At 29.2% G+C, this 25,918-nt stretch carries 26 protein-coding genes; 18 read left to right on the top strand and 8 right to left on the bottom strand.

Annotation, left to right across the window (positions count from 1 at the left end; all coding sequences use genetic code 11):
* Positions 1 to 19: 19 nt before the first annotated feature.
* The 4 genes from cysS to V7R38_RS08950 all read right to left on the bottom strand — a co-directional run bounded on the left by cysS (position 20) and on the right by V7R38_RS08950 (position 4,036).
* Entirely contained in the window at positions 20 to 1,498 is a 1,479-nt protein-coding gene (cysS, locus tag V7R38_RS08965; protein WP_334057721.1) for a cysteine--tRNA ligase, read from the bottom strand.
* A gap of 91 nt (positions 1,499 to 1,589) precedes the next feature.
* The gene (locus V7R38_RS08960) at positions 1,590 to 2,939 is read right to left on the bottom strand and encodes a hypothetical protein (RefSeq protein ID WP_334057719.1); all 1,350 of its coding nucleotides are present in this window, start codon (positions 2,937 to 2,939) and stop codon (positions 1,590 to 1,592) included.
* Positions 2,920 to 3,495 carry a hypothetical protein gene (locus V7R38_RS08955; protein WP_334057717.1) on the bottom strand — a complete coding sequence of 192 codons (576 nt, stop codon included), beginning with the start codon at positions 3,493 to 3,495 and terminating at the stop codon, positions 2,920 to 2,922. Before V7R38_RS08955 ends, V7R38_RS08960 begins: the two co-directional genes overlap by 20 nt.
* A complete protein-coding gene (locus V7R38_RS08950; protein WP_334057715.1) occupies positions 3,479 to 4,036 on the bottom strand; it encodes an RNA polymerase sigma factor in 558 nt (185 codons plus the stop codon). The genes V7R38_RS08955 and V7R38_RS08950 overlap by 17 nt, the downstream gene beginning before the upstream one ends.
* 91 nt (positions 4,037 to 4,127) lie before the next feature.
* On the opposite strand from V7R38_RS08950, the gene meaB reads away from it, so the two are divergent.
* The 3 genes from meaB (at position 4,128) to V7R38_RS08935 (ending at position 7,792) form a co-directional block, all read left to right on the top strand.
* Positions 4,128 to 5,195 carry a methylmalonyl Co-A mutase-associated GTPase MeaB gene (gene meaB, locus V7R38_RS08945; RefSeq protein WP_334057714.1) on the top strand — a complete coding sequence of 356 codons (1,068 nt, stop codon included), beginning with the start codon at positions 4,128 to 4,130 and terminating at the stop codon, positions 5,193 to 5,195.
* Positions 5,196 to 5,308: 113 nt separating this feature from the next.
* Positions 5,309 to 7,150: a cystathionine beta-synthase gene (locus V7R38_RS08940; RefSeq protein WP_334057712.1), complete on the top strand. Its 1,842-nt coding sequence runs from the start codon at positions 5,309 to 5,311 to the stop codon at positions 7,148 to 7,150.
* A 12-nt stretch (positions 7,151 to 7,162) separates the two neighbouring features.
* A complete protein-coding gene (locus tag V7R38_RS08935) occupies positions 7,163 to 7,792 on the top strand; it encodes a class I SAM-dependent methyltransferase (RefSeq protein ID WP_334057710.1) in 630 nt (209 codons plus the stop codon).
* Between the two features lie 110 nt (positions 7,793 to 7,902).
* Here V7R38_RS08935 and msrA read toward each other — a convergent pair whose 3' ends face one another.
* Positions 7,903 to 8,568 (bottom strand): peptide-methionine (S)-S-oxide reductase MsrA, encoded by a 666-nt coding sequence (gene msrA / locus V7R38_RS08930; RefSeq protein WP_334057708.1) that lies wholly within the window; start codon positions 8,566 to 8,568, stop codon positions 7,903 to 7,905.
* Between the two features lie 226 nt (positions 8,569 to 8,794).
* Here msrA and dnaX point away from each other — a divergent pair, with 226 nt between their 5' ends.
* Positions 8,795 to 10,480 (top strand): DNA polymerase III subunit gamma/tau, encoded by a 1,686-nt coding sequence (dnaX, locus tag V7R38_RS08925; RefSeq protein WP_334057706.1) that lies wholly within the window; start codon positions 8,795 to 8,797, stop codon positions 10,478 to 10,480.
* On the opposite strand, the gene V7R38_RS08920 is transcribed toward dnaX, so the two are convergent.
* Both V7R38_RS08920 and V7R38_RS08915 read right to left on the bottom strand, forming a co-directional pair.
* Positions 10,475 to 12,325: a cation:proton antiporter gene (locus V7R38_RS08920; protein WP_334057704.1), complete on the bottom strand. Its 1,851-nt coding sequence runs from the start codon at positions 12,323 to 12,325 to the stop codon at positions 10,475 to 10,477. The genes dnaX and V7R38_RS08920 overlap by 6 nt on opposite strands.
* 92 nt (positions 12,326 to 12,417) lie before the next feature.
* Positions 12,418 to 13,731, bottom strand: coding sequence for a DEAD/DEAH box helicase (locus V7R38_RS08915; RefSeq protein WP_334057702.1), 1,314 nt, complete (start codon positions 13,729 to 13,731; stop codon positions 12,418 to 12,420).
* 113 nt (positions 13,732 to 13,844) lie between these two features.
* On the opposite strand from V7R38_RS08915, the gene V7R38_RS08910 reads away from it, so the two are divergent.
* Positions 13,845 to 14,426, top strand: coding sequence for a tRNA-(ms[2]io[6]A)-hydroxylase (locus tag V7R38_RS08910; protein ID WP_334057700.1), 582 nt, complete (start codon positions 13,845 to 13,847; stop codon positions 14,424 to 14,426).
* Positions 14,427 to 14,440: 14 nt separating this feature from the next.
* Complete coding sequence (locus V7R38_RS08905) at positions 14,441 to 14,875, top strand: DUF4268 domain-containing protein (RefSeq protein ID WP_334057698.1); 435 nt, start codon at positions 14,441 to 14,443, stop codon at positions 14,873 to 14,875.
* 26 nt (positions 14,876 to 14,901) lie between these two features.
* Here V7R38_RS08905 and V7R38_RS08900 read toward each other — a convergent pair whose 3' ends face one another.
* Positions 14,902 to 15,240, bottom strand: a complete 339-nt coding sequence (locus V7R38_RS08900) for a DUF4870 domain-containing protein (protein ID WP_015480386.1) — start codon at positions 15,238 to 15,240, stop codon at positions 14,902 to 14,904.
* Positions 15,241 to 15,456: 216 nt separating this feature from the next.
* On the opposite strand from V7R38_RS08900, the gene V7R38_RS08895 reads away from it, so the two are divergent.
* From V7R38_RS08895 to V7R38_RS08840, 12 genes are all read left to right on the top strand, one after another.
* Positions 15,457 to 15,957, top strand: coding sequence for a Dps family protein (locus V7R38_RS08895; protein ID WP_015480387.1), 501 nt, complete (start codon positions 15,457 to 15,459; stop codon positions 15,955 to 15,957).
* A 26-nt stretch (positions 15,958 to 15,983) separates the two neighbouring features.
* On the top strand, positions 15,984 to 16,868 hold the full coding sequence (locus tag V7R38_RS08890) for a mechanosensitive ion channel family protein (RefSeq protein ID WP_334057694.1): 885 nt from the start codon (positions 15,984 to 15,986) through the stop codon (positions 16,866 to 16,868).
* 41 nt (positions 16,869 to 16,909) lie between these two features.
* A complete protein-coding gene (locus V7R38_RS08885) occupies positions 16,910 to 17,452 on the top strand; it encodes a hypothetical protein (RefSeq protein WP_334057693.1) in 543 nt (180 codons plus the stop codon).
* Positions 17,453 to 17,681: 229 nt separating this feature from the next.
* Positions 17,682 to 18,218 (top strand): hypothetical protein, encoded by a 537-nt coding sequence (locus V7R38_RS08880; RefSeq protein ID WP_334057692.1) that lies wholly within the window; start codon positions 17,682 to 17,684, stop codon positions 18,216 to 18,218.
* A gap of 96 nt (positions 18,219 to 18,314) precedes the next feature.
* Positions 18,315 to 19,703 carry a tRNA uridine-5-carboxymethylaminomethyl(34) synthesis GTPase MnmE gene (mnmE, locus tag V7R38_RS08875; protein WP_334057690.1) on the top strand — a complete coding sequence of 463 codons (1,389 nt, stop codon included), beginning with the start codon at positions 18,315 to 18,317 and terminating at the stop codon, positions 19,701 to 19,703.
* 221 nt (positions 19,704 to 19,924) lie between these two features.
* Positions 19,925 to 20,290 (top strand): excisionase family DNA-binding protein, encoded by a 366-nt coding sequence (locus V7R38_RS08870; protein WP_334057688.1) that lies wholly within the window; start codon positions 19,925 to 19,927, stop codon positions 20,288 to 20,290.
* Positions 20,291 to 20,293: 3 nt separating this feature from the next.
* Entirely contained in the window at positions 20,294 to 21,388 is a 1,095-nt protein-coding gene (locus V7R38_RS08865) for a site-specific integrase (protein ID WP_334057686.1), read from the top strand.
* Positions 21,388 to 22,371, top strand: coding sequence for a DUF6617 family protein (locus V7R38_RS08860; protein ID WP_334057684.1), 984 nt, complete (start codon positions 21,388 to 21,390; stop codon positions 22,369 to 22,371). The genes V7R38_RS08865 and V7R38_RS08860 overlap by 1 nt, the downstream gene beginning before the upstream one ends.
* A 186-nt stretch (positions 22,372 to 22,557) precedes the next feature.
* Positions 22,558 to 22,860 carry a helix-turn-helix domain-containing protein gene (locus V7R38_RS08855; protein ID WP_334057682.1) on the top strand — a complete coding sequence of 101 codons (303 nt, stop codon included), beginning with the start codon at positions 22,558 to 22,560 and terminating at the stop codon, positions 22,858 to 22,860.
* A complete protein-coding gene (locus tag V7R38_RS08850; protein ID WP_334057680.1) occupies positions 22,857 to 23,153 on the top strand; it encodes a helix-turn-helix domain-containing protein in 297 nt (98 codons plus the stop codon). The genes V7R38_RS08855 and V7R38_RS08850 overlap by 4 nt, the downstream gene beginning before the upstream one ends.
* 52 nt (positions 23,154 to 23,205) lie before the next feature.
* Positions 23,206 to 24,048 carry a BT4734/BF3469 family protein gene (locus V7R38_RS08845; protein ID WP_334057678.1) on the top strand — a complete coding sequence of 281 codons (843 nt, stop codon included), beginning with the start codon at positions 23,206 to 23,208 and terminating at the stop codon, positions 24,046 to 24,048.
* On the top strand, positions 24,045 to 25,838 hold the full coding sequence (locus V7R38_RS08840) for a DUF3987 domain-containing protein (RefSeq protein ID WP_334057676.1): 1,794 nt from the start codon (positions 24,045 to 24,047) through the stop codon (positions 25,836 to 25,838). Before V7R38_RS08845 ends, V7R38_RS08840 begins: the two co-directional genes overlap by 4 nt.
* Positions 25,839 to 25,918 lie beyond the last annotated feature (80 nt).

The raw sequence follows: 25,918 nt of genomic DNA, 5'->3' as shown, positions 1-25,918 counted from the left end.
CTAAAAAGTTCAATTGTATTTAATTTATAGAAAAGGTAGTGCCTTCTTTACCATCTTTTAACTGAATGCCTAAGGCAACCAACTCGTCTCTAATTTGATCTGATAAGGCCCAATCTTTATTTTCTCTTGCTTCTTTTCGTAACTTAATTAAAAGTTCTACAACACCTTTTACTTTGTCTGAATTGTCTTGAGCATCTTCGCCAATTAAACCTAAAACATCAAAAACAAAAGCTTTTATGGTAGTTTTAAATAAAGTTAAATCTGTTTCTGTTAAAGAACCTTTACCTTCTTTAATTTGATTGATTAGCTTAACAGCCTCAAATAAATGAGAGATTAAAATTGGTGTATTAAAATCATCATTCATGGCTGCATAACAATCTTTTTTCCAATTCTCAACATTGAAAGTAGATGTACTTCCTGCTTCAATTTTATCTAAATATGCAACAGCTTCCATTAATTTAGAATGCCCTTTTTCTGAAGCCTCTAAAGCATCACCAGAAAAGTCTAAAATACTTCTATAATTGGCTTGCATGTTAAAGAAACGCACTACAGATGCAGAAAATGCTTTTGGTAAAATATCATTATCACCCGTTAAAATTTCGTTTGGTAAAATAAAATTACCTGTAGATTTTGCCATTTTCTGGCTATTTAGCAACAACATGTTTGTATGCATCCAATAATTTACAGGTTTTACCCCTGAACAGGTTTTAGATTGTGCAATTTCACATTCATGATGAGGAAATTTTAAATCCATTCCTCCTCCATGAATATCAAAACTTTCTCCTAAATATTTAGTGCTCATTACAGAACATTCTAAATGCCAACCAGGAAAACCATCACTCCAAGGAGAAGGCCAACGCATAATATGCCTATCATCGGCTTTTTTCCATAAAGCAAAATCTTGCGGGTTTTTCTTATCTGATTGCCCATCTAAAGTTCTTGTATTGTGAATTAAGTCTTCTACTTTTCTACCAGAAAGTATTCCGTAATTTTCTTTTTTGTTGTATTCTAAAACATCAAAATATACAGAGCCATTTACTTCATAAGCAAAACCTTTTTCAATGATTTCCTTAATCATTTCTATTTGCTCTACAATATGACCTGTTGCTGTTGGCTCTATACTTGGTGGTAAAAAATTGTAATTCTCTAATACATTATGAAAGTCTACAGTATATTTCTGTACAACTTCCATTGGTTCTATTTCTTCTAATCTTGCTTTTTTAGAAATACGATCTTCACCTTCATCTGCATCATTTTCTAAATGACCAGCATCTGTAATATTACGTACATAGCGAACTTTATAACCTAAATGCAGTAAATAACGATATACTACATCAAAAAACATAAATGTTCTAACGTTACCTAAATGCGCATTGCTGTAAACTGTTGGTCCACAAACATACATACCTACATAACCTTCTGTGATTGGTTTAAAATCCTCTTTAGATTTAGAAAGAGAATTGTATATTTTAAGTTGATTTTCTTTATAAAGTTCCATTAAAATAAGTGACTATTTATAGGGCATAAAGATAGGCACTTTAAGAAGAATAGCGAAATGGAATTTGTTAGAAGTTTTCTAGAAGAAGTGTTTACTTTATAGTAATTGTACTATACTCTCCATTTACTTTAATGAAGTTAGTTGAAGTTGCATTTAAAGGGTTTTTGGTGGCTTTGTTATTTAATTTAACTTTATTCACTCCGTATTTGAATTTACTTGGCACATCTTTTAAAAGTAAAATAGCTTCAGACTGACTTAAATTAATGATAAAATTACCAAAATTAGGATTAAAATTTTCTACTGTAAAAAGACCAAATTTATCTGTAACAATTACATCTTCATTAACATTGGCTACATTAACACTAGATGAATTATTAGATAATGTAGTATTAGTAACTGATGCTATTTTAGCATCAGTTACATTGTTTAAGAATAGTGTACAAGCGTTTAAATCGTTAATGGTAACTTTAGAATAATCTATGGCCAATTCACCATCAATTAAATTATTTGCTATAAAAGTACCATACTTTACTTTACCAATAGCAACTGTATTTGGCAGTTTTACTCTACAATGACGAGTGTTTAAATCGAAAGTTGCTTTTTTAGGAACTTTAATTTCCAAACGCTTTTTTATTTTAACGGTTTTACCATTAATAATAATTTCGTTTTTGTCTGAACTGAAATTCATTTTCAATTTCTTTAATTCAGCTTTGGCTTTGGCTAATTCGTTTTTAATTTTTTGTTTATCTATTTTTTTTAATTCCTCTTTAGCCTTCTTCATTTCTATTTTAACCTTCTCTTTAGATTCTGCGATTTCTTTACGCATCTTCTCTTTATCTATGTTTAGCTTTTCTTTTAACTGCTTATATTCTTTGGTTTTTTTAAAGGCCTCCCACTCTTCTTTTGAAGTAATTACAATATCATGATCATCATCTTTCCATCTAAAATCGTATTTCCCATTTTTACCCATATTTTCGTCTATGTCAATAAGGATATTATCGAAATTAAAATCGAAATCAAAATTCATCTCTGGTAAAACAATGGTCTCAAAACTCGAAAAATCTATATCTGGCATTTCAAAATCAAAATCCATATCATCGAAAAAGACAAAGTTGTTTTTAAAACCTTCAGGCCCTTGACCTTTAGATAAAATATTTACTTTACGTTTATTACTTAATGCTTCAAACTGCCAGTTGTTAAAGTACTTTTCTGCTTCTTCTTTAGAAACACCTTCAACTTCTATATAGGCATTTATTTGCACCTCGTTCTTATTCCAAGTAGTTACATCAATATCTGTATTAGATGCATCTATAACAACCTGTACATCTTTATTGGTCTTAAAGGTTTCAGTATATTTTTTATCAAACTTTTGGGCTGATACAATACTTATAAACCCAAGGCAAAATAAGGTTAGGTATAATTTATATGATTTGTTGTTCATTTTGTTTTGTGTTTAAATTTTTAAATTCATTTAACTGCTTTTTTAAACGTTGTAAAAGCTGTAGGCGTAATTGTAAATTACGAATTAATGCATCTATAGTTGCGTCATTAACCCCTTTTGTATTGAGCTCTTGGGTTAAATCTTTATACTCTTTTGTTAGTTCTGCAATTTTTAACAAATAGTTATCTACTAATTCTTTATTCTCTTCAGATAAATCTAATTGACTAATTTCTAAATTGATACTATTTGTATAATAGGTTTCAATAGTATTGAATTCAGGTGATATATTTCCTAAAGTAATTTGTTTTGGAGTTGAATTATCATCTGTTTTAATTAAAATAGGATCTTCTTTCTTTGTAGGATAAAACTGTACTCCAATAATTACAAGTAATAAAATAGAAGCTGCTATAGATAGCCATTTTATATTGTTTTTCTTAGGCTTTGTTTGATGCAATTCTTGATTTAAAAGTGCCTCGAACTTCTTAGAATGGTTGCTAGATAACTCAACCTTTTCTTCTTTATAATTTTTAAATTTATCTCTAATATCTTGCTGCATATCTCGTACTTTTTAATTCTTCTCTTAACATTCTTTTACCTCTTAACAAATGTGTTCTAGAAGTGTTTTCACTAATATTTAATACTGATGAAATCTCTTGATGATCATAACCTTCTAAAAGATATAAAGTGAGTACCAATCTATATTTATCTTTCAATTCGTTAATTTTTGACACAATTAAATCTATACAAATATCACTTTCAAAATGCCAATTATCGCTTTCTAAATTCCCTGTTATTTCTTCATTAATAGTAACCAATTCTAATTTCTTTTGCTTTAAACAATCTATACATTGGTTGATCACTATTCTCTTTAACCAAGCTCCAAATGCTACTTCGTTTTTATAAGATTTAATATTTTTAAACGCCTTAATAAAAGCATCTTGCATTACATCTTCTGCCAAAAATTTATCTTTCATATACCTAACAGCCACAGCAAACATTCCTTTTGCATACAAATTATACAATTGCATTTGCGCTTTTGCATCATTGCTTTTGCATTGATCAATTATAGTTTGATGTAATTGTTTGGTTGGTTTCATTAAATCATTCTTATACTAAAGACGATACATTTTTAACGATGTTGCAAAACGTTCTAAAATTTATCTTTAAATTTACATATTAACTTTTACAATGAATAAAAAACAATCTGCATTGCATGAAAAAGAAGGTGTTTCTAAACCAGAAACCACTAACTATTCTAGTGCAGAAAAAATAAAAATTAACAGAGCAAAAAGAAATTCTGTTGATGAATTTGTAACTCAAATTTTAAAAGGCAACATTACATTTCTAAGCAGAGCAATTACTTTAGTAGAAAGTACAAATGCAAATCATCAAAAAAAAGCAAACGAAATTTTAGAAAGATGCTTGCCTTTTGCAAACAATTCTGTAAGAATTGGTATTACTGGAGTACCAGGTGTTGGTAAAAGTACATTTATAGAAGCTTTTGGTAAATACCTTACAAATAAAGGAAATAAAGTTGCAGTTTTAGCTGTAGATCCAAGCAGTTCTGTAAATAAAGGTTCTATTTTAGGTGATAAAACCAGAATGGAACAGTTGGTTTCAGATCAAAATGCGTTTATAAGACCCTCACCCTCTGGAACCTCATTAGGTGGAGTTGCTCAAAAAACCAGAGAGTCTATAATTTTATGTGAAGCTGCAGGTTTTGATACTATTATTATTGAAACTGTAGGAGTTGGCCAATCTGAAACTGTAGTTCATTCCATGGTAGATTTCTTTTTATTATTGAAACTTGCAGGTGCAGGAGATGAATTGCAAGGAATTAAAAGAGGAATTATAGAAATGGCAGATGCCATTGTCATTAATAAAGCTGATGGTGATAATGCTAAAAATGCAAACATTGCTAAGGTAGAATTTAACAGAGCTTTGCATTTATACCCTTTAAAAGAAAGCAATTGGCAACCTAAAGTTTTAACTGCAAGTGCATTGCAAAATTTGAACATTGATAAGGTTCATAAAATGATTGCTGATTATCTTATACTTACCAAAAACAACAATTACTTTGAAGAGAAAAGAAATGAACAAAATACCTTTTGGCTACTTTCTACCATAAATCAGCAATTAAAAGATAATTTCTATAACAATCCTAACATTAGTAAAGAATTAACTAAAGAAATTATGAATTTAAAAAATGGAAAAACCACACCATTTAACGCTGCTAAAAGATTATTAAATTTGTAATTTTTTTGGTTGGTTTTCGACTACAAAGTATATAGTTTTGTCTAAAATTTAGTGCTAAAACAATACTATCAATAATAGCATAAAAAGCTATTCTTAAGATTCTATTTAAACCTATGATACATCAAAAATTAAATAAATTTATTGCTCAAGTAGTTGATAATATGCCTAGTGATTGGGTTAATCTAACAACTCATAGACTGGATATATATAATGAATCGCTTGCAAAAAGTGAATTTTTAGCAAAATTTGAAGCTTTATTTCAAAACGATACAATCAATAAACATAAGCTAGAAAATTTACCAACTGCTTATGATTATATTCGTTTAGGGCACCCTTTATCTTGCGTTCTTGAATGGATTTTAAGTAAATTAAACGATTTACATCCAGATGAAGTAATCAGTTTTTCTTCTTTAACGATGCCTATTTTGGCAGTTTTAAGGAAAAATTTATTGGAAAATAAAGACACAGCTATTTATTTTACAAATTCCAGATTTAATGATATAGATTTTGAAACCTTAAAACGTGTTTATGGCTACAATTTTAGTACTCATTTAATTGATAATGAAAGTGAAATTCAAGAATCTGATTCAAGTACTATTTTTATATCTGATAAAGAAGACTTTAAAACGTTTAATTTAAACTCATCAGTAGATTTTTATGTAAATGCGTATTCAGACCTAGGAAGTGTTCTATTGGTAAATGGAGTGAAAAATAAAGAATACACATCAGAAATTCAGCATGTTAGAAGAAGAGAAAGTGTTGCTATGACACCTTTAAATTCTTTAAAAGCGTTAAATCTGTTTTTAGGAAGATCATACACCGAAAATGATACAAGTGATAATGAATCTAAAAAATTAGTACAAAGTTTAATCAAAGATATTACAGGCACAAAAGCTACTCCTTTATTAGGCTCTAGTGGATTATCTATTCAATATGCAATTATGATGGGCTTAGTTGATGATGCTCAACAAAATCATAAAAATAAAGCTATAAAATTTATTGTACCACCAAATTGTTATGGAGGTACAAACGATCAAGCAAGAAGAGTTGCAGCATTAGATAAAAATATTGACGTTGTTGATTTACTTGTTGATGGTAAAAATGATATGGTTTCTAGCATAGACCGCATTTTAGATGAAGTTGCAAATGAAGATGCTGTACCTTATATCATTGCAGAAATACCTACAAATCCAAGGGTTGAAGTTCCGAATTTAGAAGATTTAAAACGTGTTTTAACCAAAGAACGTAAAACCAATTCTGGAGAAACTGCAATAGATCCTATTTTCATTTTAGACCAAACTTTTTGTCCTAATTATCAATTTTTAGGCGAAGGTGAAATTTTATCAACTTGCAGAAGTATAGCATATGCTAGCGGTTCTAAATTTCCTAGTGGAGGTAAATGTACAGCTGGTTATTGTGTTTCTAATGATAAAGCAAAGGCTTTAATGCACAAAATTGAGCATCACTTAACTTTATGTGATAATGAAGCTACAAAACAACAATATGATATTCTTGCTGAGCAGTTGCCTAGTATGAACCATAGAATTCTAGAAGCTTATCAAAATACAAAAGATTTTGTAAGTTTTATTCAAAAAGTTTTACCAGAAGCTAAAATTAATTTTGTTTCAGAACAGTTGGCTCTACAAGGTTTTACACCTTCTGTATTCTCTTTAGATTTGCCTACAAAAGGTACAACTTTAGAAGAGCAAGAGGCTTATAAAAGAGCCTTGAATTTAAAATTAATTAATCTAATGATTACAGAAATTCCTGACGAAAGTAAATTCTGTGTAAGTTACGGACAATTAAAAGGATGTTATTGGACAGTTCCTGCAACATCTACTCAAGGTACTACAAAAGAAGGAGATAAAGACTATATTGTTCGTGCATCGTTATCGCCAGATCTAGATTTAGAATTACATAAAAAAGTATTTACAGATTTTGTTAACTCTCTATAAATTCCAATTAACATGAAAAGCTTTCATCAAACTACATTTTTGTTTTTACTAATTTTTGCCATAAGTTTTTCTGTGTTTAGTCAAAAAGACAACAATTCTTCAGGAGATTATATTTACAAAAAAGGAGATTTTAATGGAATTGGAAAATGGTATTTAGGCAGAGAAATTGCTTATGTAATGGGTTATGAAGGCATAAATTGGTTAGAACGTTCTACGCGTGAAAAAGAAGAAAACACTTCCAAACTAATCAAAAACATGAATATTAAATCTACTGATATTATTGCAGATATTGGTGCTGGTTCTGGATATCATGTGTTTAAAATGGCACCTTTATGTAAGAGTGGATATGTTTATGCTGTAGATATACAGCCAGAAATGTTAAATGCTATTTTAAAAAATCCGAAGTTTGAAAAATACACCAATATTGAGTTAGTTGAAGGTGATGAAAAATCTGTAAATCTTCCTAAAAATACTTTTGATAAAGTACTGATGGTTGATGTGTATCATGAGTTTAGCTATCCAAAAGAAATGATTTTATCCATTAGAAAAGCATTGAAAGAAAATGGTAAAATTTATTTGATAGAATATAGAATGGAAGACAAATCTGTTCCTATAAAAAAACTTCATAAAATGAGCGAATAGCAAGCTGTTAAACAATTACAGGCTGCTGGATTTAAGCTCGATGAAAATATAAGTAATTTACCTTGGCAACATTGTATGGTATTTAGTAAACAATAATCGCCAAGATCTTTTTAATGACTTTCCTTTTTTAATAACTCAGGAAATTTCTTCTTGAACTTATTTAATCGAGGCACAGAAACCGCTTTTACGTAACCCTGATTAGGATTTCTTCTTTCAAAGTCTTGATGATATTCTTCTGCCTCATAAAACTTAGTATGTTTTGTTACTTCTGTCACAATTTGATTGTTATAGGTAGACTTATTTAATTCTGCTATTTTATCTTCAATAATTTGTTTTTCTTCTGCTGTGCTATAAAAAGCAATAGACCTGTACTGAGTACCATAATCTGGGTGTTGGCCATCTTTTGTTGTTGGATTATGAGAGCCAAAAAATACAGTAACTAAGGTTTTAAAAGAAACTTCTTTTGGGTTATAATAAACGGCTACAGTTTCTGCATGACCTGTTTTACCAGTACCAATTGATTGGTAAGTAGGATTTTTTGTAAAACCACCTGCGTAACCTGATACAGCCTCCTTTACTCCTTTAACACTCTGAAAAATAGCCTCTACACACCAAAAACAACCACTAGCAAAATAAGCTACTTTGGTATCTTCTGAAGGTGTATAACTATTAATTTTTTGAGTATCATTAGAACTAGAATCTTTTTTAGAAAACCCTAAACAAGAAAATAATAGTAAAGAAAAAGTAACTGTAAAAAATGCTTTGTAAAATTTCATAAAATTAACATCGTTTTTAAATTAAAATTTGCACCAAGAACAAACTAAAAAAATTCTTGGCACAAATTTCTGAACTTTTAACTCGATAACAAAACCGAATTACAGTTATAGTCGCAAGAAAAGAGAGCATCATACAGTTTGTTTACAACTTTAGCATTTTGTTAAGAAACCTTATTGTAAAAAACGGATTAGATAGTTACTTTTGTTATTCAATTCAAATTAATTCATGGAGCATTTTATAGTTTCTGCACGTAAATATAGACCTCAAAATTTTGAGGACGTTGTTGGGCAACAAGCCATCACAAATACGTTAGAAAACGCTATAAAAAACAACCATTTAGCGCAGGCTTTGTTATTTACAGGTCCTAGAGGAGTTGGTAAAACATCTTGTGCCAGAATTCTAGCAAAAAAAATAAATCAGCAAGAAGTAGAAAGTTCAGAAGATGAAGATTTTGCTTTTAATATTTTTGAATTGGATGCAGCCTCTAATAATTCTGTTGATGATATTAGAAGTCTTACAGATCAAGTACGTATACCACCACAAACTGGTAAGTACAAAGTATATATTATAGATGAGGTGCACATGCTTTCTCAGGCAGCTTTTAATGCGTTTTTAAAAACCTTAGAAGAACCACCTGCTCATGCTATTTTTATTTTAGCAACAACAGAAAAACATAAAATTATACCTACAATTTTATCTCGTTGTCAAATTTTTGATTTTAAAAGAATTGGTGTTTTAGATGCTAAAAACTATTTAAAAACAATAAGCGAAAAAGAAGGAATTAATGCAGATGATGATGCTTTGCACATAATTGCTCAAAAAGCAGATGGTGCAATGAGAGATGCTCTTTCTATTTTTGATAGAGTCGTTAGTTTTTCTGGAAAAGAATTAACTAGAGAAGCGGTTACAGAAAACTTGAACGTTTTAGATTATGAAACGTATTTTAATATGACAAGTTTGTTGCTCGAAAACAAAATACCTGATGTTTTAAACGCTTTCAACACAATTCTTAGTAAAGGTTTTGAAGGGCATCATTTTATAAATGGATTAGCTAGTCATTTTAGGGATTTACTGGTTGCAAAAGATAAGGCCACAGTTGCTTTATTAGAAGTTGGTGATTCTGCCAAAAAGAAGTATTTAGAGCAGGCTACTAAAGCAAGCATACCGTTTTTAATGCAAGCCATTAACAAAGCTAACGATTGTGATCTAAATTATAGAGCAAGCAAAAATCAGCGATTACTTGTAGAATTAACTTTAATGCAAATTGCCTCTATCACTTTTGATGGAGAAAAAAAAAAGTCAGCTAACTACATAATTCCTGCTACTTTTTTTCAAGCTTTATCACCTAAAATTCAAGAAGTTAAAAAACCTACTTTAAACAATAGCTTTACACCGAAAGCTAATGTAGAAGTTACAAAAGCTGTAAAAGAAAAGCCTGTTTTAAAATCTGTTCAGAGAAGGTCTTCTTCGTTATCACTAAAAAGTATTCACCAGAAAAAAGAGGTTAAGAAAAGTGTTGTTGAAGAAAATTTTGACAATCACCCTAAAGATGATTTTACACTAAAAGAACTACAAAAACACTGGGATATTTATCACAAAAAAATGATTAGTAAAGGTGAAAACAATATGGCTACAGCCTTAGGTGTGAGTAAACCTAAATTGTTGCCTAATTTTGTTATTCAACTAAACCTACCAAGCACTTTAATAGAAGATCACTTTAAAGAAGGTAAGTACAAGTTTTTAAAATATTTAAGAGAATCTTTAAATAACTATGGATTATCTACCAAAATTGTAATTGACAAGACTATAGAAGAGAAAAAAGCCTATGGTAATGTAGGTAAGTACAAAATTTTGGTAAAGAAAAATCCGCTTTTAGATAAATTAAGACAAACTTTCGAATTAGATCTATAAATAAACCTCTTTTTCGGTTTTGTAACTTTCATCAATATCTTTACCCAGATAAGAAAAAGTTAATCCTTTCTTATCTAAACCAGCCTTTTCAAACTCAGTAATTAAATATATTCCTTTATCCTTTTCAATAAATAACGGAATTGACTTTTCTTCTTTAGCTAATAACTCTAAAATTTTGTTGTACTCCTCTTCAGAGTTAATTTCAATTTCTTTAATTGTAGGATTTTCTCTAAATGCCTCACTTAAATTTATATAATCGTCTTTTGGTGTAAAGAAGTTTTCACGTTCTTCAGAAGTGGCATTAATAACCTCTAAAGAAGAGGCTAATCTAAATGCACCATGTTCACCAAAAATTGTAGAAAAATTAGCCAATGCATATTTATTTACTGCATCATTACCTGTCATTGCAATTAAATAACCAACATCATTTAGCTCTATATTATCTCTTAGTTCATCATCATAAATATTTACAGCTAACGCTTCTAAATCTTCGTTTAAGGCTTGCTTGATAAAGTTTTTGTTAGAATCTATAATTACCACTCGCTTTCCTTTACTTTTTAAGAAACTTGCTATTAATCTTGAAGGATTTGAAGCACCAACAATTAAAATAGCATTAGAACTCTTTAAAAACACCCCTACCAACTTTGCAAACAATCTAGCTGTGGTTGCATTTAATAAAACAGTTCCTAATACAATCATAAAAACCAAGGGTGTAATATACTCTGCACCTTCAACACCCTGTTTTAACAATTTACTTCCAAATAAAGAAGCAATACCTGCTGCAACAATACCTCTTGGCCCTACCCAGCTAATAAAAAGTTTTTCGTTAAATTTTAACTTTGAATTCGTAGTGCTTAAAAACACAGCCAAAGGTCTAATGATAAATACTACCAATGCAAATAGCGCTGCTGTTTTCCAAGTATAAAGCAGTAATAGCTGATCCATATTGATATTTGCTGCCAATAATATAAATAGGATAGATATTAAGAGTACACTCAAAGATTCTTTAAAATAAAGCAGCTCTTTAATGTTGTTTAATTTTCCATTACCTAAAACCATACCCATTACAACTACTGCCAATAAACCAGATTCATGAGCAAAAAGTTCAGATTCTACAAAAACTAAAAGAACAGCTGAAAGCGAAACAACGTTTAACAGGTAATGTGGAATTAATTTCTTGTTGATAGCATATGCTAATGCATGAGCAAAAGTGAAACCAAAAGTTGTACCAAATAATAAAATTTTTCCAAACTCAATTAAGGCTGTTTTTGTAAAACCACCTTCACCACCAACACTTATAAACTCAAATACCAATACTGCAACTAAAGCACCTATTGGATCTATCAAAATACCTTCCCATTTAAGAACAGTACTTATATCTTTTTTTAAAGGAATATTTCTTAAAATTGGTGTAATTACGGTTGGCCCAGTTACAATGATTAAACCTGAGAATAGAAAGGAAATCTCCCAACCTAAATCAAAAATAAAATGAGCAATAATGGCTGCACCAAAAAAGGTTACAGCAGAGCCAAGTGTAATTAACTTAGTAATAACTGGCCCTACATTTTTAATTTCGTTTCTTTTTAAGGTTAAACCACCTTCAAAAAGAATAATACTAATAGCTAATGAAACAAAATAATACAAGTAATCACCAGGAAAAAGGCCTTTATCACCATTCCAAATTGGTTCAATCCATTTTGTACCATCTTCACTTAGATATTCAGCTGCAATTGGCCCAACTATTAAACCAATTAAAATTAATGGTAAAATTGCCGGAATTTTAAATTTCCAAGCAACCCATTGAGCTAAAATTCCTAAAATAATGATACCTGCTAATTCTAACATATAAATCTAAATAGTATTAAAAAGTAAATTTAAGAATGTTTACCCATCTTAAAAATAAAATGACCTATTTTTTTGTTGCCCTTAGAATCAAGCTAAACAGTAAAAACTCTAACCTTTTTCTTTTTAAGATAAACGTTGTTGAGTTTTTCTACCAATCTTGCTGATTCTGATTTTGGAATAGCTACAAAAGCACAATCTTGTTTCAATTCAATAACACCCAATTGATCTTTGTTTAATGCACCTTTTTTAAAAAATAATCCTGCAATATCTCCTTTAGATATTTTATCTTTTCTACCTCCAGAAATGAATAAAGTTTCCCAATAAATGGGTTTTAATTTTTGTTGATTGGAAATATCTACATTATTTGCTCCTTTTATAAAATCTGGTAATTGTTCTTTGGCCCATTTTAAAACATAAGCTGTTCCTTTAGCATCTACTCTAGCTGTTCTTCCATTTCTGTGGGTAAACTCCTCTATTCTTTGAGGTAATTCATAATGCACAATGTATTTAATTTCAGGAATGTCTATGCCTCTTGCAGCCAAATCTGTAGCCAATAAAATTTGGCTAGTTCCGTTTCTGAATTTGATTAAAGAGCGCTCACGATCCCTTTGTTCCATTCCACCCGAAAATGTGCTATGGGTAATATTGTTCTTTATTAAAAAATCACTAACATTTTCTATAGTACTTTTTAAATTACAAAATATAATACCTGGTTGATTTCCTATATACTTCAGCAATTCTACTAAAGTTTGATTCTTATTTTTATTGCTAGATGTTACTATTTTAATGTCTAATTTCTTTGATTTTTTACCTGTTAAATAATTTAAAGTCTTCGCATTTTTTAAACCAACAAACTCTGGAATGTCAGTTTCTTGAGTTGCAGATGTTAGAATTCTGTTTTCTAGATTAGGCAACTGATTAATAATACCTCTCATTTCATATTCAAAACCAACTTCTAAAGATTTATCAAATTCATCTAAAATTAATGTTTTGATACTTTCTTTAGAAAAACGATCGTTTGCAAAGTGGTCCGAAATTCTACCTGGAGTTCCTATTAAAATACTAGGTGTGTGCTTTAATTCTATTTTATCTTTTGCCATAGACCTACCTCCATAAACAGCATTTACCTTAAAACCAGTACCCATTTCTCTTATTACTTGCTCAATTTGAATAGCAAGTTCTCTAGAAGGCACCAAAATTAAAGCTTGTATATTTTCATTATCAACATCTAACATTTTTAAAGTTGGTAATAAAAAAGCCAATGTTTTTCCTGTTCCTGTAGGACTTAAAATAACAGTGTTTTTCGTGTTTTCTATAACCTCTATGGCTTCATTCTGCATTTCATTTAACTCGTAGATATTTAGCTTTGCTAAAATTTCTTCTTGATTTTTAATGTTATTGGCCATAATTCTATTTGTTGATTGTAATGAAAGTTTTATCTAAATTCTTGCCAAAGATAGTGTCTCTTTTGCCAATAAAGGCTTTATATTTTTTACTTTTGTAATCTTAAATAAAGATTATGTTAGGCTTACAATTTGAAACAGAAACTTCTTGGGCAGAAATTGCAAAAGTTAATTTAGAACAAATATTAACAGATCATGCTTTTTTAGAACAAAAAGCAGCTTCTAATGCAGTATCTATCATTATTAATTATTCTGAAGAAACCGAACTTGTAAAAGAGATGAGCAATATTGCTATTGAGGAAATGCAACACTTTAAAATGGTGCATCTTTTAATGGTAAAACGTGGAATGGTTTTAGGAAGAGAGCAAAAGAATGATTACGCAGTTCGTTTACAAAAGTTTTTTCCAAAAACAAAAAACAGAACAGATGCTTTAGTTCAACGTTTATTAGTTGCTGCTCTAATTGAAGCTAGAAGTTGTGAACGTTTTAAAGTATTCTCTGAAAATATGGAGGATGAAGAATTGAAAAAATTCTACAAAAATCTTATGATTTCTGAAGCCAACCACTACACAACGTTCTTAAAATATGCCAGAGATTATCAAGATAGAGAAATAGTAGATACTAAATGGGCAGCTCTCTTAGCTTTTGAAGCAGAAATGATGAAAGAAAGAGGCCATGTAGCTAAAATTCACGGATAAAATTACATAGAAACATGTTTTCTAAAGAAGAAGCAGCACAATTACGTAAATTATTCTGGACAAGCTTTGGAAAGTCCTTTCCTAGAAAATGGCTTTTGTACAATACAAAAATTAAAGGTTTTGCCTTTAAATTTGTAGCTGATAGAAAAAAAGCGATGGTTTGTTTAGATATAGAGCATCCAGAAGAAATTGCAAACGAGCTACTTTTTGACCAAATGCTATCTCTAAAAACCTTATTAACGAACGAAATACCAGAAATAATTTTCGATAATTCTTACGAGTTAGAGAGTGGCAAACAAATTCATAGAATTTATGTTCCTTTTGATAATAAATTTAGCATTTACAATAAAGATACTTGGAGAGATTGCTATGAATTTTTTGTAGAAGAAATGTCTAAGTTTGAATTATTTTTCTACGAATATGAAGACTTTATAAAACAAGCGATATAAAAAAAACGCCTTTTCAGGCGTTTTTTTTATTTTATAAATTTTATGGAAAAAGGATAACTAGGTGGTTCGTTATTGCTAGCCTTAACAGCATTGGTTATTGGAAAAATCAAGTAGGCAAAACCTAAAACAATTAGTCCTAAAATACCCAAACCTAATAATAGAATTAAAGGAATACAAATTAGAACATACAGAAACATAGAAATTCTAAAATTTAGAATTGCCTTACCATGTTCATCCATATCATAAACCTCATCTTTTTTAGTTGCCCACAAAATTAAAGGAACTATAAAGCCACCTATACCTGATACAAAATCTAATAATTGGCTTAAATGGGTTAATACTAATAATTGTCTATTTTCTTTCATCATCTTTAGTTTGGTTTGTAATTATTGGACGCGAATCAATTTAAAATGTTACATCATATTTTATTTTTTTCATTTTAAATAATCAGATAAACAATACTTTACTACAAAAATAATTATTGTTATTCAAAAATTGATTGAGTCAAGCTTAAAATTAAATGAGCAAAGCCAAGCTAACCTTAGCTATTACTTTTGTAGAGTAATTATAAATGAAAAACAATGAATTATTTAAACTTAGACAATCACAAAGTATTACCAGTGGTAACAGAGCTAAATGTACTTTTAGCAGATTACCATGTTTATTATCAAAAACTAAGAAATTTTCATTGGAATATTCTAGGTAAAAATTTTTTTGACTTGCACAATAAGTTCGAGGAAATGTATAATGTTACCAGAGTAAAAATCGATGAAATTGCAGAACGAATAATTACCTTAAGGTATCACCCAATCAGTAAATTATCAGACTATATAGAAGTTTCAAAAATTAAAGAGTCTAGCCCATTATTATCTGATGAAGAGATGGTGAAAGACATTATCAATGATCATAGTATTTTACTGGAACAGTTAGGTAAAATTATAGATAGAGCTAATAAAGCAAATGATGAAGGTACTGTAGATTTAATTGGAGCCTATATAAGAGAATTAGAAAAATCAACTTGGATGTTAAATGCTTGGTCTAAAGATACCCAAGATGAACTAAACACCAGTTTTGTAAAATAGAAATTAACCAAACTTAAAGCCAAAAAATGAATAAAATTATCGAAAAATTAGAATTATGGAAAGATGTGTTTATTAAAAACATACCAAATATTGCTATCGCAATTGTAGTTCTAATAGTATCCTATTTCGCATCAAGAGCAATTAGCTCTTTTGTAAACAAAGCTATAGGAAATAGAATTAGTCAAAAATCTGTAAGAAATCTTGTATCTAGAGTTGCATCTGCCCTAATCTTTTTATTAGGTCTATACTTTGCAATGACCATTTTAAAGTTCGACGATACTTTAAAAACCATTGTGTCTGCAGCAGGTGTTTCTGGTATTGTTATTGGTTTGGCTTTACAAGGCACATTATCTAACACAATTTCGGGTATCGTTTTATCTTTCAGAAAAAATTTAGGTATTGGTAATTGGGTAGAAACCAATGGTTATTCTGGTGAAGTTATAGATATTAACCTAAACTACTTTGTTATTAAAGAAGCAGATAACAACATGGTTGTAATTCCTAATAAAACCATTTTAGAAAATCCGTTTAAAAATTACTCTTTAACCACTAAAATGAGAATATCTATCGAATGTGGTGTTGAGTATGGAGCAGATTTAGAAAAGGTAGAAGCTTTAACAAAAGAGGTTATTACCAGCAACTTTAATCAAAAAGAAATAGACAAACATGTAGAGTTTTACTTTACAGAATTTGCTGATAGTTCTATTAATTTCTTATGCAGATTTTGGGTAGATTCTCAAAATGCATTAGAAAAATTAAAAGCTAAGAGTAAAGCAATTATAGAAATTAAAAAAGCATTTGATAAAGAAGGAATAAACATTCCATTCCCAATTAGAACATTAGAGTTTTCTAACAAATTAGATATTCAAAATCAATTGGCAAAATCAAATAATTCCCAGAACCAGGAGTAATAAATGGTTTAGTATTAGTATTAACAATTAAAAAAATAATTATGAAAAATTTAAAATTAACAGTATTAGGATTAGTATTCGCAACATCAGGTTTATTTGCACAAGAAGCAGATTTAGACATGTCAGATAAGTGGATTACTAAAGATGTAGTAACAATGGAAGTTGATTCTGATGAGTATGATGTAGATGAAATTACAATGTTAGAAATCACAGAGGTTTTTACACCAGTAATGCTAGATCCAGAAGATAGATATAAGTTAAATCAGGATATCATTTTCATGCCGGCTCAAATTACAAAAACCATTAAATTAGATTATGATGCAGATGCATTATATGATAGAGAAGTAGAATTTACCTATAACAAATCAGATGAGTTTGATTTAGATTTTACCTTAACCAAAGATGGTATTATCATTTTAACAGATAAAGATGATTTATTTGTAAGAAAAATGTGGGATAAAAATTCTGAAGTAATGTTTTCTAACATTAAAGATAAAAGAATTAAAAATGAAGGTGAATATGTAATTGAATTAACTGATGGACAAAAAGTTGATTTAAAAATATCAAATTACGAGAGAATGTAATGATATACCTCACAGAGTAAAATTAAAGGTTTAATACATTTTGTATTAAACCTTTTTTTGTGTTTTATAAATTGAACATAATCAAATAAGATACTATTTTACAATTGAGTTAAACTGATTTTTATAAGAGTTAACCTAAAGCTTAGAACGCAATTATATTTGTAGTGTACAATAAGTATGCTTTGAAAAAGAAAGCGCCAAAAAATTTAACCTTTAAAAGAATTACATTATGAAAACTTTAAAATTAACAGTATTAGGATTGGGATTATTATTATCAGGAACTGCAATTGCTCAAAAAGGAGATCCAAACATGTCAGATAAATGGGTAACTACAGATTTTGAAAAAACAGAATTAAATAATGGTAAAGGAGATAGATATTTTGTAAAACAATTTGTTGTTACAGAGGTATACACTCCAGTAATGTTAGACCCTGCAGATAAATATAAATTGAATCAAGATATTATTTATATGCCTGCTCAAGTAACTAAAAAAATTAGATTAGATAATGATACAGATGCTGCCTATGATAGCTTTGTGGAATTTAACTACACAAAACCAGTTAAAGGCGATGTAAACTTTACTTTAACTAATGAAGGTATTGTAATTAATGCTGAAGATAGTTCTGTAAGCATAGATAAAATTACAGATAAAACAGCTGTAATGCACAAAGACGTTAACAATATTATGAAAGAAGGAAACTATACTTTAAGTTTATCTAATGGAGAAGAAATTGATGTAAAAGTTTCTAACTATAGTAGAATGTAAAAAATAAAAGAAAAAGAAAACCCTATTTAAAAGCGTAACACTGCAAAGTGTTGCGCTTTTTTATTATGTCCTAAATTCTTTATGTATTTTTGCAATATGATTAAAAACGATACTATAATTGCATTAGCCACACCTTCTGGATTAGGTGCTATTTCTGTTATTAGGCTTTCTGGAAATAAAGCAATTACTATTGCAGATTCTTTCTTTAAATCAATAAAAAAAGATAAAAAACTTACAGATCAAAAAACACATACCATTCATTTAGGGCACATTGTAAATAATGGATTAATTTTAGATGAAGTATTAGTTTCAGTTTTTAAAAATCCGAATTCTTATACAGGAGAAAATGTAGTAGAAATATCTTGTCATGGCTCTACTTACATTCAACAAGAAATTATACAGCTATTCCTAAAAAATGGTTGTAGAATGGCAGATAATGGCGAATTTACAATGCGAGCTTTCCTAAATGGAAAGATGGATTTATCGCAAGCAGAAGCAGTGGCAGACGTTATAGCCTCTAATTCAGAAGCAAGCCATGTTATGGCAATTCAGCAAATGAGAGGTGGTATTTCTAATGAACTTAAAGAACTTAGAGGGCAATTATTAGATTTTGCAGCATTAATAGAACTAGAACTCGATTTTTCTGGAGAAGATGTTGAATTTGCAGATAGAACAAAATTTAAAGAATTAGTTGCTAAAATAACCCAAGTTTTAAAAAGATTAATCGATTCGTTTTCGTTTGGTAACGCAATGAAAAACGGAATTCCTGTTGCAATTATTGGAGAGCCAAATGTGGGTAAATCTACCCTTTTAAATGCTTTATTAAACGAAGAAAGAGCTATTGTATCTGACATTGCTGGTACTACAAGAGACGCTATAGAAGATGAATTAATTATAGAAGGTGTTGCCTTTAGATTTATAGATACTGCAGGTATTAGAAAAACAGAAGATATTGTAGAAAATATTGGTATTAAAAAAGCTTACGAAAAAGCAGAAAATGCACAGTTAATCATATTTCTTATTGATGCTAAATCAGAAAATAAAGAAAATAGATTGGCAGAAATTGAAGCTATTCAACAACGATTTCAAAATAAAAAATTGTTGGTAGTTGCCAATAAAATCGATTTAATTCCGACAGAAGAATTTGAGCAATTAAAATCCAATATTGACAATCTTATGTCTTTGTCTGCAAAAAACAATGTTGGTATAGATGAATTAAAGCAAGAGTTAACCTCCTTAGTGAATATTGGTGCATTAAGTAACAACGAAACTATAGTTACGAATTCAAGACATTTTGAGGCTTTAAATAATGCCTTAATTGCAATTTCTAGCGTTCAAAAAGGAATTGATTTAGAAATTTCTACAGATTTGTTTTCAATTGATATTAGAGAATGTTTACGTCATTTAGGCGCAATTACTGGAGATTATGATGTAGATAAAGATATATTGGGTCATATCTTCTCTAATTTTTGTATTGGAAAGTAACCTTCTTTCTTTTATTTCATAACTAGCTGTTTTTCTTTGTTTTATACAATAACATCTTCCTTTATTTGTTGTTTATTACGTCTTTTTTGATTAAATTCGTTGTATAATCGTTGCCTTAATCCATTATTTGTTGCCCAAACAGACAAATAAAAACACATAGGAATTATTATGCACCATAATACTACCTATTGACCCATAAGGCTACTTAATGCACCAAAAGAATGAGTAGTAACATATATCTTTTAAAAAATTGTCAGCAATGTAATAAGACCTTTACAGCTCGAACAACAGTTACTAAATATTGTGGGAGTTCTTGTAGTAAAAAAGCTTGGAAGCTCAGAAAAAGAGCTGAAAAAATAAATACTGCAATTTCTGTAAATGAAATTACAAGTAATTCAAAAGATAATACGAATACTTTTCTGAATACAAATAAAGAGTATTTGAGTATTACTGAAGCTTCTCAGCTCATAGGTGTAAGTAGATGGACTATTCAAAGAATGGTACAAAATGGACGTCTTAAAGCTGTTCCTTTTGGCAGGAAAAGAATTCTATCAAAAAAACAAATTGAAAATTTATTTAATGAATAAACTATGAAAGTTACGCTAAGAAAAAGAAAGAAGAATAAAAACATTAGTTTATATCTCGACTATTATCACAAGGGAAAGAGGAAAACAGAATACTTAAGACTTTACCTCACTCCTAACCCTAAAACCTCCACAGAGAGAGAAGTCAACAAAAAAACACAACAACTTGCTGAAACTATTTGCGCTCAACGACAAATTGAATTACAAAATGGAATCTATGGTTTTGATAGTCTTGAAAAATTAAAAGGTAGTTTTATTAGTTACATTAAGACATTAGCTGAAACCAAAAACAATAGTTCTGGTAACTATGGTAATTGGAATGGTATGCTAAAGCACTTAGATAAATTTTGTTCTAATGATATTAGCTTTAAAGATGTTGATAAAACGTTTGTAGAGAATTTCAGAAATTATTTAGATAAAGATGCCATTGGTAGAGCTGGTAAAAAACTATCTCAAAACTCAAAGCATTCTTATTTTGGTAAATTTATGGCTGCACTAAAACAAGCTGTTAAAGATGATATTCTAAAAGTGAATCCTGGTCAAAATGTAAAACATTTTAAACAAGGAGAACCTCAACGTGAATTTCTAACTTTAGACGAATTACAAGCAGCAGCAAAAACAGAATGTGCAATTCCAATTTTAAAAACTGCTTTTATATTTTCAACATTAACAGGATTACGATGGTCTGATATAGTAAAATTAAAATGGTCAGAAATTCAACATTCTAAAGAAATGGGGTATTACATCAGATTCACTCAAAAGAAAACAAAAGGAACGCAAACCCTTCCTATATCAGAACAAGCACGAAAATTATTAGGTGAAGAAGATAATCAAGAAAACCAAATTTTTAAAGGATTGAATTATAGTGCTTGGTCAAACTTAAAATTACAACAATGGATGATGAAAGCAGGAATTAATAAAACCATAACTTTCCATTGTGCAAGACACACCTATGCTACCCTACAATTAACCTTAGGAACAGATATTTATACGGTTTCAAAACTACTAGGTCATAAAGAATTGAGAACAACTCAAATTTACGCAAAGGTAATAGACGACAAAAAAAGAGAAGCTGCTAACAAAATAAATTTAGACTTATAATGAAGAAAGATATTTTTACATCTCTATTATCAATCACAGAAGGCATACATAAAGATAGTAGCACAGAAAAAGAATATAAAGAGCTTAACAAGAAAGTAAAAAATAATGCGTCTTACAAAACAACACCTCTATTTAGTATCAATTTTACTGAAAGAGATTTAGGTTCTAAAAGAAAATATTATAAAAAGTTAATTGATAATGAAGCTTGTAAAAAGTTCAATAAACTAATTGATAGTTTTCCAGAAAACGCAACAGAATACGAACATACTTTCAAATATAAAATAAACTTTAATGAGTTCAAACAGTACTTAATTGAAGTTGATGAATATATAGAAAAGTATAACTACGATAGAACAACTATACAAGAAGAAAATACTTATGTAATTCAATATTTAAAAACAAATATGATCTGGTTGTTTTTAGAGTTGCAAGAACGCTTTGCCAAATATGGTGATGAAGATTATTTGTCTGTTGAAGAAGTTTATAAGTTTTATTTTAATGAAGTTTTAGATGAAATTGAAATAATTCCATATTCTAAAAAAGAACCTGTTATTGCAACTAAAGTAGAAACAACACCATTTAGACCAATATCAAATGACTTACCCCATAGACCTACCAATAATAACATTTTAAAATATGATGACATTGTAAAAGATTCGAAAAGCTTTAGTAGAGCTGAACAAATAATGTTTGAAGCAGATATTATTGATAAAGACTATAATTTTGTTTACAATGCAGCCAAAAAAAACAAATCTATTTTAGGTATCTTATATTTTCTCTTTATTCAAAAAGGCTATTTCAATTCAGTCAGAATTACACCTTTCAAAAAAATTAAAAACACAGATATTGTTAGGTTTTTAAATAATAGATACAATACTGATGCACGTAAGCAATTTAAAATATTCGAAAATGATGCTGAAAAACGAAATGAATTAATAAGTAATGAATACTTCTTACAGAATCTACCTAACAAAATTCGGTAATCGTTAATTTACTTCCATTTATCAATTCCATTACAGATATTAACATACTAATTATTAGCAGTTTATAAGCATTACCATTTCCACTTTTATTTTTACTTTCTCTTCTTTGTTCATTTGTCCTGTTCTTGAAAACCAAGAATGACATTTGGCCAGATGTCCTAATTTATTTTTTAAATCAATTTAAAGATGGACACAATTATCATCGAAAAATTAAACAGCATTGAAAAGCTCATAGTTGAGCAACAAACATTGCAAAAACAAGTATTAAATTTTAATGAAACGTGTAAGTATTTAGAGTTATCTCAATCTCACTTATACAAATTAACAAGTACAGGAGCAATTCCACATTACAAACCAAATGGTAAAAAAATCTATTTCAATAGACCCGAATTAGACCAATGGTTACTGCGTAATAAAATTGATTCATTAGACGAAATCGAACAACAGGCAGCTAATTTTTTAATCTCTAAAGGAAAAATAAAGCTATGACTGAAATAATCGATTTGCTACTAACGATGTCACAAGAAATAAAAGACATTAAAGCACGTATAGAATTAATCAAATATCAAAAAACTGATAAGTTTAAAGATAATTGGATAGACAATCAAGAAGTAATGCAAACCTTACATATTAGTAAACGAACATTACAAACTTTTAGAAGTAATGGTACAATACCATATAGCAAAATTCAAGGTAAATTTTACTATAAAGTGTCAGATATAGAGCAACTACTGCAAGACAATTACTACAACCATAATTTTAAAAATCATGGAAATAAGTAAAGCAGCAATACTCAATAAAACACATTATGGGATAAAAATTTACGCCTATATATTGAAACAGTATTATTCTAATCAAACAGTTCTTTCCTTAACAGGAAGGAACTGCAGAATAACTAAAAATCCATTTAATAAGGATAGAGAAACATTAAACATCAGTATTGATAAAAATATTGCAATACATAATGATACTGAATTAAATAGCTTTAAAGGTGATGTTTTTGATTTTGCTCAAATGTATTTTAAAACTTCTAATTGTAAAGAATTATTGAACACGATAAATGAAGTATTGAATTTAAATCTTGAAGTTAAAGAGATAGAAGAAGAAACTTTTTTTCATAATGCAGAAAATACTTGGATTGCAAAATGTAGCTTTTTCAAAGCCCCTATTAGAAATGTCTTTCCTGCTGATTCATTGTGGTTACATCAAATTCATAAATTGATAACAAGTGATAAATACAAATCTACTACAGAGAATTATAGAAAAATTGTAGATGTTAAAGAAGCTCGAAAATTCAAAGCTAACAATTTCGACTATGTTACTTTTTCTGGAATTTTTAAGAAAAGAAATGACAAAAATCTAATAAAACACTCAAAACTGTTAACCCTAGATTTTGATCATTTAGACAACCTAAAAGAGTTAAAAGGTATTTTACTGAATGATGCCTATTTTGATACAGAACTATTGTTTACCTCTCCTTCTGGAGCAGGTTTAAAATGGATTATTAATATAGATATTTCTGAAATTTCACATGCAGAATATTTTAAGGCAGTAGCCAATTATTTAAATATCACTTACAAAATTAAAGTAGACCAATCAGGTAAAGACGTTTCCAGAGCTTGTTTTTTATCATATGATCCAACTGCTTTTATTAACAAAAGACATCAAATATTATGAACAAACAATTCAATCCAAAAGAATGGCTAAACATTCCTAAAAAAATCAATGATACAAATGCCAGCAATAAGAAGAACAAAACTATTACAACTCCTATTGCTAAAACTATTGCAATAGATAACAATACTTTTAATAAAGATAAAATAGAGCAATATATTGCTGCAATAGAACAATCTAAAATAGATATTACAGGTGACTATACAAATTGGCGAAACATTGGTTTCGCTATTGCAGAAGAATATGGCGAATCTGGAAGAGATTATTTTCACAGAATAAGTAAATTCTATTCAAGTTATGATAGTAAAGATTGCGATGAACAATATTCCAAATGCATCAACGCAAAAGGTCACGGAATTACCATTGCAACATTATACCATCATATGCATCAAGCAGGTATTAAAATACCAATACAACAAGAAATCAACATTGTTGCAACAGAGAATGCAGCATCAACTGAAACCATTAAAGCTACATTACCAACAATTTCTGATAATGTATATCAAACAATTCCAGAATTTTTAAAATTAGTGGTTGAACCAGCATCTAGTGCAGAAGAAAAAGATATTTTATTGTTAGGCGCTGTTACAGCTTTTAGTGCTTGTTTACCGAAGTTGTTCGGTATTTACGACCAAAACAAAGTGTATAGCAACTTGTATTTATTTGTTACTGCTCCTGCCTCTGCAGGAAAAGGAAGATTAAACAAAATTAAAAACTTAGTAGACCCTGTTCATAAATCAAAAAGAGAACAATCTAAAGTATTAAAGCAACAATACGATTCAGAAATGAATATGTACAATTTACATAAAGGGAAAAGTGAAAAAGCAGAAAAACCAAGTAAACCTCCAGAACAAATGCTATTCATTCCTGCTAACAATAGTGTTACAGGCGTTTATCAATTAATTTCTGACAATGAAGGGAAAGGGTTAATTTTTGAAACAGAAGGCGATACACTTGCACAGGCCTTTAAAAGCGATTATGGTAATTATTCCGATGGTTTTAGAAAAGCCTTTCATCACGAAACCATAAGTTATTATAGAAGAACAGACAGAGAATATGTAGATATTGAAAGGCCTTGTTTATCTACAATTCTATCAGGTACACCAAAACAAGTAGCTACCTTAATTCCGAATGCAGAAAATGGGTTGTTTAGTAGGTTTATGTTTTACTATATGAACATAAAACCAGTTTGGAAAAACGTTTTTAATAATAGCAATAAATTAAATTTAGACGATTATTATAATAATTTAGGACTTCAATTTTTAGAACTTTATAAAACCTTAAAAAATAATGCTGAGATTGAAATTCAACTATCAGCTAAACAGCAAGTAGAGTTCAATACTTTTTTTGAATCCTTACAAACCAAATATTTGAACTTGCAGCCAGAAGAATACATTGCAACCATTAGAAGATTAGGTTTAATTGCATTTCGATTAATGATGGTTTTCTCGGTGTTAAGAATTATGGAAGATGGAGATGTAAATACCATTAGAATATGTGAAGATGAAGATTTTAATAATTCGGTTTCAATAGTTTCAACATTAGTAAAACACAGTAGCAAAGTATTTAATGATTTACCTATTGAGCCTAAAACCCAAAAAAGGTTAAATAAAAAAGAGCGATTTTTAAATGAACTTTCAGCAAAATTTACGAGACAAGATTATTTAGATGCTGCAACTAAGTTAGGAATCCCAAGCAAGACAGCAGAAGGATATATTACCACATTTGTAAAAGCCAATTTAATTCATAGAGATGCACATAATTGTTATACAATTCCTACTAAAGAAAGTTAAGGATTCCAAGGAAATCAAGGAAGCAAAAGAAATAGTATTCTTTTGCTTTTTTCTTGAAATCCTTAAATCCTTTATATCCT

Source organism: Polaribacter sp. P097, assembly GCF_036864555.1.
In the GTDB taxonomy this organism is placed as follows: domain Bacteria; phylum Bacteroidota; class Bacteroidia; order Flavobacteriales; family Flavobacteriaceae; genus Polaribacter.
Note: the sequence above shows the minus strand (reverse complement) of the source record. Positions and strands in the feature narration are given on the sequence as shown.

Coding starts and splice junctions, on each gene's coding strand:
- msrA (WP_334057708.1), bottom strand. CDS start 8,568: ATGAAATTTTACAAAGCATTTTTTACAGTTACTTTTTCTTTACTATTA.
- V7R38_RS08915 (WP_334057702.1), bottom strand. CDS start 13,731: ATGGCCAATAACATTAAAAATCAAGAAGAAATTTTAGCAAAGCTAAAT.
- V7R38_RS08890 (WP_334057694.1), top strand. CDS start 15,984: ATGAATAAAATTATCGAAAAATTAGAATTATGGAAAGATGTGTTTATT.
- dnaX (WP_334057706.1), top strand. CDS start 8,795: ATGGAGCATTTTATAGTTTCTGCACGTAAATATAGACCTCAAAATTTT.
- V7R38_RS08885 (WP_334057693.1), top strand. CDS start 16,910: ATGAAAAATTTAAAATTAACAGTATTAGGATTAGTATTCGCAACATCA.
- V7R38_RS08865 (WP_334057686.1), top strand. CDS start 20,294: ATGAAAGTTACGCTAAGAAAAAGAAAGAAGAATAAAAACATTAGTTTA.
- V7R38_RS08935 (WP_334057710.1), top strand. CDS start 7,163: ATGAAAAGCTTTCATCAAACTACATTTTTGTTTTTACTAATTTTTGCC.
- V7R38_RS08840 (WP_334057676.1), top strand. CDS start 24,045: ATGAACAAACAATTCAATCCAAAAGAATGGCTAAACATTCCTAAAAAA.
- meaB (WP_334057714.1), top strand. CDS start 4,128: ATGAATAAAAAACAATCTGCATTGCATGAAAAAGAAGGTGTTTCTAAA.
- V7R38_RS08950 (WP_334057715.1), bottom strand. CDS start 4,036: ATGAAACCAACCAAACAATTACATCAAACTATAATTGATCAATGCAAA.
- V7R38_RS08940 (WP_334057712.1), top strand. CDS start 5,309: ATGATACATCAAAAATTAAATAAATTTATTGCTCAAGTAGTTGATAAT.
- cysS (WP_334057721.1), bottom strand. CDS start 1,498: ATGGAACTTTATAAAGAAAATCAACTTAAAATATACAATTCTCTTTCT.
- V7R38_RS08900 (WP_015480386.1), bottom strand. CDS start 15,240: ATGAAAGAAAATAGACAATTATTAGTATTAACCCATTTAAGCCAATTA.
- V7R38_RS08850 (WP_334057680.1), top strand. CDS start 22,857: ATGACTGAAATAATCGATTTGCTACTAACGATGTCACAAGAAATAAAA.
- V7R38_RS08905 (WP_334057698.1), top strand. CDS start 14,441: ATGTTTTCTAAAGAAGAAGCAGCACAATTACGTAAATTATTCTGGACA.
- V7R38_RS08870 (WP_334057688.1), top strand. CDS start 19,925: ATGAGTAGTAACATATATCTTTTAAAAAATTGTCAGCAATGTAATAAG.
- V7R38_RS08910 (WP_334057700.1), top strand. CDS start 13,845: ATGTTAGGCTTACAATTTGAAACAGAAACTTCTTGGGCAGAAATTGCA.
- V7R38_RS08920 (WP_334057704.1), bottom strand. CDS start 12,325: ATGTTAGAATTAGCAGGTATCATTATTTTAGGAATTTTAGCTCAATGG.
- V7R38_RS08960 (WP_334057719.1), bottom strand. CDS start 2,939: ATGAACAACAAATCATATAAATTATACCTAACCTTATTTTGCCTTGGG.
- V7R38_RS08860 (WP_334057684.1), top strand. CDS start 21,388: ATGAAGAAAGATATTTTTACATCTCTATTATCAATCACAGAAGGCATA.
- V7R38_RS08895 (WP_015480387.1), top strand. CDS start 15,457: ATGAATTATTTAAACTTAGACAATCACAAAGTATTACCAGTGGTAACA.
- mnmE (WP_334057690.1), top strand. CDS start 18,315: ATGATTAAAAACGATACTATAATTGCATTAGCCACACCTTCTGGATTA.
- V7R38_RS08955 (WP_334057717.1), bottom strand. CDS start 3,495: ATGCAGCAAGATATTAGAGATAAATTTAAAAATTATAAAGAAGAAAAG.
- V7R38_RS08855 (WP_334057682.1), top strand. CDS start 22,558: ATGGACACAATTATCATCGAAAAATTAAACAGCATTGAAAAGCTCATA.
- V7R38_RS08880 (WP_334057692.1), top strand. CDS start 17,682: ATGAAAACTTTAAAATTAACAGTATTAGGATTGGGATTATTATTATCA.